The sequence below is a fragment of the Rhizobium alarense genome (assembly GCF_021555155.1).
GTDB lineage: Bacteria > Pseudomonadota > Alphaproteobacteria > Rhizobiales > Rhizobiaceae > Rhizobium_D > Rhizobium_D alarense.
In genome coordinates this window covers 19,695-25,396 of the sequence record NZ_JAKGBU010000076.1, presented here as the reverse complement: position 1 = coordinate 25,396, position 5,702 = coordinate 19,695, and the positions used below count along the sequence as shown (strand labels likewise).

General features: G+C 68.9%; 5 protein-coding genes. 1 reads left to right on the top strand and 4 read right to left on the bottom strand.

All coding sequences use genetic code 11. The annotated features are described in order from the left end of the window. Positions 1-60: 60 nt before the first annotated feature. Positions 61-951 carry an AraC family transcriptional regulator gene (locus LXM94_RS20275; RefSeq protein ID WP_235773277.1) on the bottom strand — a complete coding sequence of 297 codons (891 nt, stop codon included), beginning with the start codon at positions 949-951 and terminating at the stop codon, positions 61-63. On the opposite strand from LXM94_RS20275, the gene LXM94_RS20270 reads away from it, so the two are divergent. Next, on the top strand, positions 950-1,357 hold the full coding sequence (locus LXM94_RS20270; RefSeq protein ID WP_235773276.1) for a DUF2000 family protein: 408 nt from the start codon (positions 950-952) through the stop codon (positions 1,355-1,357). The genes LXM94_RS20275 and LXM94_RS20270 overlap by 2 nt on opposite strands. Before the next feature lie 280 nt (positions 1,358-1,637). Here the strand turns inward: LXM94_RS20270 and rnd are convergent, their stop codons facing one another. The 3 genes from rnd to LXM94_RS20255 form a co-directional block, all read right to left on the bottom strand. Next, complete coding sequence (gene rnd, locus LXM94_RS20265; protein ID WP_235773279.1) at positions 1,638-2,783, bottom strand: ribonuclease D; 1,146 nt, start codon at positions 2,781-2,783, stop codon at positions 1,638-1,640. 108 nt (positions 2,784-2,891) lie between these two features. Beyond that, positions 2,892-4,292 carry a multicopper oxidase family protein gene (locus LXM94_RS20260; protein ID WP_235773275.1) on the bottom strand — a complete coding sequence of 467 codons (1,401 nt, stop codon included), beginning with the start codon at positions 4,290-4,292 and terminating at the stop codon, positions 2,892-2,894. A gap of 84 nt (positions 4,293-4,376) precedes the next feature. Next, positions 4,377-5,618, bottom strand: coding sequence for an MFS transporter (locus LXM94_RS20255; RefSeq protein WP_235773274.1), 1,242 nt, complete (start codon positions 5,616-5,618; stop codon positions 4,377-4,379). Between the last annotated feature and the right edge of the window lie 84 nt (positions 5,619-5,702).

Sequence of the window (5,702 nt, the reverse complement as noted above, 5' to 3'; positions counted from 1 at the left end):
ATCCGCCGGCGCGCGGTCGTCTTTTTGGCGGGCTGGTCCGATTGCGCGGCGTCGCGTGCGTCACGCTGCCGAAAGCGTCAGCCAGCGCCCCGGCGTCATGCCGAAGGTTGCCTTGAAGTGACGGGAGAAATGCGCCTGGTCGGCAAAGCCGGTCGCCGCCGCCGTCTCGGCCAGCGCCGCGCCGTCGCGCATCATCGTCTTCGCCCGTTCCAGCCGCCGCATCACGAGGTAGCGGTGCGGGCTCGTGCCGACCACGCGGCGGAACTGGCGGGCAAGCGCGAAGCGATCGAGCCCCGTTTCGGCCTCGAGTTCCTCCGAATGCACCGTGCGCTCCAGGTTCTCCCGCAGGAAGGCGCAGGCACGCGCCACGGCGTCCGGCGCCGCCTTGCCCGGCGCAGGGACCGGCGCGCCGGCATGCCGCGTCAGCCCGGCGAGCGTCTCGACCAGCATGTCGTCGAGCTGCAGCGGATCGGCGGCATGGTCGATATCGGCGAGCGCGCCCCGCAGGAACGCCGCAAAGCGCGCGTCCTCGAAGACCGGCGTCTGAACGAAGGGAAGCGCCGCGCCGGACGGCATGGCTGCGACCAGGCGCTCCGGCGGCACATACATCATGCGGTAGGTGAGCCCGTCCTCGGTGCCCGCGCCGCCGTCATGCAACTCGTCGGGATGCAGCACGATGACGTTGCCGGGCAGGCTCGCGTGCCGCCGTCCGCGGTAGGCGAAGGTCTGCACGCCGGAAAGCGTCATGCCGATCGCATAGGTGTCGTGGCGGTGCGGCTCGAAGCCGCGGCCCGTGAACCGCGCCTCGATGCGCTCGATGCCGCCGGAGGCGGGGGCGAGCCGGATCCGGTCGCCGCCGCACGATCCTTCAAGATCGTCGCCGACCGCACCGGCTAGCACATTGCCGGTGGGCCGGCCGTCGCCGGCCGCTTTCCCGGAGTGTTCATCCATGTTCGACACGAAATTCGCCATCGTCATCCGCAACGATCTTGAGACCTGGCAGAAGCTGAACGTCGCCGCCTTCCTCGCCGGCGGCCTGGTCGGCGCCAGGCCGAAGCTTCTCGGCGAAGCCTACCGCGATGCCGCCGGCCATGTCTACACCGCGCTTCCCGTCCAGCCGGTCATCGTGCTTGCCGCCGACGACAGGCTGATCCGCACGATCCACCGCCGCGCGCTCGAACGCGCCGTGACGACCTCGGTCTATGTCGAGGAAATGTTCGCGACCGGCCACGATACGGCGAACCGCGCCGCCTTCGCCGCCTTCGGCCCGGACGACGCGAAGGTCGTCGGCATCGCGCTGCACGCGCAGAAGAAGCTCGTCGAGAAGATCACCAGGGGTGCGAAGCTGCACGCCTGATACCAACCTGCGCTGATATTGAGCGATTGCGTGGGACCGTCTGCGGTCATCCGGCGAGGAGCATACCGCAGAGCGATGCCCTGGCATCGGTCGAGGATTGCGACACTGCCGGTGGCCGACAGACGGCCCACCCGGAGGGCCGGGCGCTTTTGGCCTGCGGACGGCGTCGAAAATCCTCGCCGGACCAAAAGGTCCGACTGCGGTTTTCTCCTGGCCGCAGGACAAAATCGCTCCGGCGCAATCGCTCAATATCAGGGCAGGTTGGTATGACGCGCCCCCGTCAGAGCTCCACGGCCTCGATCTTGCGGTCGATGAAGCGCAGCGCGACCTTGCCGCCGATCAGCGCCAGCGCCGTGTCGCCGAACAGCTCGCGCCGCCAGCCGGAAAGCGCCGGCACCTCTGCCGTCTCGCCGTCGATGGCGATCTTTTCGAGGTCGTCGCTGCTGGCGACCACCTTGGCGGCGACGCCCTGCTTTTCCGAGATGAGCTTCAGCAGCACCTTCAGCATCTCGGTCGCCGCTGCGGCCCCTTCCGGCGGCTGCACCTGGCGCGGCAGCTTGGGCAGGTCCGTCTTCGGCGTGGCGAGCGCCTCGTTGATCGCCTCGAGCAGCGCCGCGCCGCCCTGCGAGCGTTCCCAGCCCTTGGGGATGGTCCTCAGCCGCGACAGCGCCTCGGCATCCGCCGGCTGCTGCTGCGCCACCTCGAAAAGCACGTCGTCCTTCAGGATGCGCGACCGCGGCACGTTGCGGCCGCGCGCCTCGCGCTCGCGCCAGGCGGCGATCTTCTGCAGCACGGCGAGTTCCATCGGCTTGCGGATGCGCATCTTCAGCCGCCGCCAGGCGTCGTCCGGATGCATGTCGTAGGTTTCGGTCGCCTCCAGCACCGCCATCTCCTCGGCGAGCCAGGTGGTGCGGCCCTCCGCCTCCAGCCTGCCCTTGAGGAAGAGATAGACGTCGCGCAGGTGCGTCACGTCGGCGAGCGCGTAGTCGAGCTGCTTGTCGGTAAGCGGCCGGCGGCGCCAGTCGGTGAAGCGCGACGACTTGTCGATATGCTCGCCCGTCACCTTCTGCACGAGCTGGTCGTAGGAGACGCTGTCGCCGAAGCCGCAGACCATCGCGGCGACCTGCGTGTCGAAGATCGGATGCGGGATGAGCTTGCCGAGATTGTAGATGATTTCGATGTCCTGCCGCGCGGCATGGAACACCTTGAGCACGGACGTGTCGGCCATCAGCGCGAAGAACGGCGAAAGGTCGAGGCCGCGGGCGAGCGGATCGACGATCACCGCCGCCTCCGGCCCTGCCATCTGGATCAGGCAGAGCTCCGGCCAGAACGTCGTCTCGCGCAGAAATTCCGTGTCGATGGTGAGATAGTCGGAGCGGGCAAGGATCTGGCAGGCTTCGGCAAGGGCCTCGGTCGTTTCGATAATGTGCATCAAGTCACTCGGGCGGTTCGGACGGGCAGGGCGTCTGGGGCAATCGAGGAGCTTTAGACCCTTCATGTTTTCGCCACAATCGAAAACTTGCCGGCGCCCGCCTCAGGCGACGCGCAGATAGCTCGTCATGCCCGTCTTCTGGTGTTCGATGATGTGGCAATGGAACACCCAGTCGCCGGGATTGTCGGCGACGAGCGCCAGCTGCACCTTTTCGTCCGGCAGGATCAGGTAGGTGTCGGAGAAACCCGGGCGGACTGCCTGCCTGTTCGAGTTCATCGGCCGGAAGGCAAGGCCGTGCAGGTGCAGCGGATGGATCTGCGGCGTCGGGTTCTCGACGTTGAAGACATAGCTGCGTCCGGTCTTCATCTCGGCGAGCGGCGCGGTCGGGTCGCCGGTGTCGTCGGCCCAGGGCACCCGGTTGATGGCCCAGAAATTGTAGCCGAGCGAACCGCAGATGCCGTCCTTCGGCCGTTCCTCTGCGGAAGCGGAGAGAACGAACGGGATTTCCGTCGCCGCCGAAAGATCGGGCTCGGCAATGGGGTTTGCGGCAAGCGCCGGCAGGTCGGAGACCGCCCGCCTGAGCGAGGTGCCGACCGCGCGGAACGTCGCGAGGTCGGCGGGCTTCGTGCCGCGAACGTCGCCGAGCGTCGCGATCGCCCCCTCCGTGTCCGGCATGCGCAGGCAGAGGTCGACCCGCTGGCCGGGGCCGATCATCAGCCGGTCGAGCGGAAAGCGGGTCGCGACCGGATTGCCGTCGAGCGCGATCACCTCCGCCGCCGCCCCCGCCACGACGAGCTGCAGGATGCGCGTCACGTCGGTCGCGGCGAGCCGCAGGCGGACGAGGCCGCCGGCCGGCGCGTCGTATTGCGGCACCCGGCGCCAGTTGGCGGTGCGCACCGTGCCGAAGGTGCCGGCCCGCGCCGCGTCGCGCGGCCTGAACTGGGCGATGAACTGCCCGTCGCCGCCGAGCCGCCAGTCGCGCAGGTTGAGCACGATCTCGGCGTCGAAGACGGGATCGGCGGGATCCTCGACGACGAGGACGCCGGCCAGCCCGCGCCCCATCTGGTCGAGCGTGTTGCAATGGGGATGGTACCAGAACGTGCCGGCGTCGGGCGGCGTGAAGCGGTAGTCGAAGCCGTCGCCGGGATAGACATAGGGCTGGGTGAGGAAGGGCACGCCGTCCATGGCGTTGGCGATGCGCAGCCCGTGCCAGTGCACCGTCGTCGGCTCGTCGAGCCGGTTGTCGAGCCGCGCCGCGAAGGGCTCGCCCCGCCGCATGCGCAGCACGGGCGGCAGGCCGCCGGGCCCGGCCGTATCCGTCTCATAGGTCATGATGCCCCGTGTCGGCCCGCCGTCGGTGATGGAAGCCTCGCCCGGCCGGGCCGTCAGCACGGTCGCGGCGCCGGCCGCCGCCGCGCGACCGAAGCGGCGCGCCAGCCCCATGCCGCCCGCATAGGCGCCGGCCACCAGCGCGCCCGTCATCAGCCGTCGTCGTGTCAGCATGCCCGTCCTCCGTCAATCGGTCCTGTCTAGACCTGACCGGCAGACGCGGCAATGCGGGCGGGGCGGTCGCATTGCCGCAGGCCTCTAGCGCCGGCCGTCGCGGTCCTTCTCGGTGCCGGCAAGCTTGTTGAAGAAGAAGGAGGTGCGCAGCAGCGCCCGGAACCGGCTCCCGCGCGCCGCGGCCGGCACGGGCCCGCGCGCCGTCATGCGCAGCGCCGTATAGGCCATGAAGGCGACGAGCACGACGGCCGTATAGGCAAACAGCGCCTGCGGCCCGAAGATGTCGAGCATCACCGAGGCGAAGAGCGGCCCGATGATCGCGCCCATCGACCAGAAGAACAGGGTGCCCGCCGAGACCAGCGCATGTTCGCCTTCGCCGGCATGGTCGTTGGCATGCGCCGAGCAGAGCGAATAGAGCGGCATGGCGAAGGCGCCGAAGACGAAGATCGCCGCCATGTTCAGCCATTCGTCGCTGCCGGCGACGAGCGCCAGGAAGAGCGCCGACAGCATGGCGCCGAAGGTGGCGACGAGGATGATCAGCCGCCGGTCGAGCCGGTCGGAATAGGCGCCGAGCGGATATTGCAGCACGACGCCGCCGATGATGCCGGCGCTCATGAAGCTGGCGATGGCGGTGATCGACAGCCCGATCTGCTCGCCGTAGATCGGCCCGAGCGAACGGAAGGACGAATTGGTGAGCCCGACGACGATGCAGCCGACGGTGGCGAGCGGCGAGATGTTCCAGAGCCTGCGCACGTCGAAGCGGATCGCCTCGGGCACGGCCGGGCTGGAGCGGTCGGCAAGCGAGATCGGCACGAGCGACAGCGACAGCGCCATGGCGGCGATGGCGAAGAGCTCGAAGCCGCCGATGCCGATGCCGGGGATCAGGAACTGCGCCGTCGTCACCGAGCCGAGGTCGACGAGCCGGTAGACCGACAGCGTGCGCGCCCGGTTGGCATTCGTCACCTTGGCGTTGAGCCAGCTCTCGACGGTGGCGAACAGGCTCGCGAAGCAGAGGCCGGAGACGAGCCGCATCAGGAACCAGAAGGCGGGGTCGATGACGAGCACCATGGCGATCGCCGCCGCCGAGGCGATCGCCGCCATGGCCGAGAAGGCGCGGATGTGCCCGATCGACCGCAGGATGCGCGTGACGTAGATGCAGCCGATCGCGAAGCCGATATTGTAGCCCGCGCCGACGACGCCGATCAGCGAGGTCGAAAAGCCTTCCTGTGAGGCGCGCAGCGAGATGAAGGTACCCTGCAGCCCGTTGCCGCCGATCAGGATGCCGGCGGTGACGAGCAGGGGGATGAGGGGGCGAATCGGCGACATTGGCAGAGTATGGGGGAGGCGCACGCAAAGTGCTGCGGCATTTCCCGCTCCGCACGGCAAAAAATTCCGGACGTCGGGCCCCGG

Bases quoted from the DNA above. Each gene is read 5' to 3' on its own strand.
- LXM94_RS20260 (WP_235773275.1), bottom strand. From the start codon at position 4,292: ATGCTGACACGACGACGGCTGATGACGGGCGCGCTGGTGGCCGGCGCC.
- LXM94_RS20270 (WP_235773276.1), top strand. From the start codon at position 950: ATGTTCGACACGAAATTCGCCATCGTCATCCGCAACGATCTTGAGACC.
- LXM94_RS20255 (WP_235773274.1), bottom strand. From the start codon at position 5,618: ATGTCGCCGATTCGCCCCCTCATCCCCCTGCTCGTCACCGCCGGCATC.
- LXM94_RS20275 (WP_235773277.1), bottom strand. From the start codon at position 951: ATGGATGAACACTCCGGGAAAGCGGCCGGCGACGGCCGGCCCACCGGC.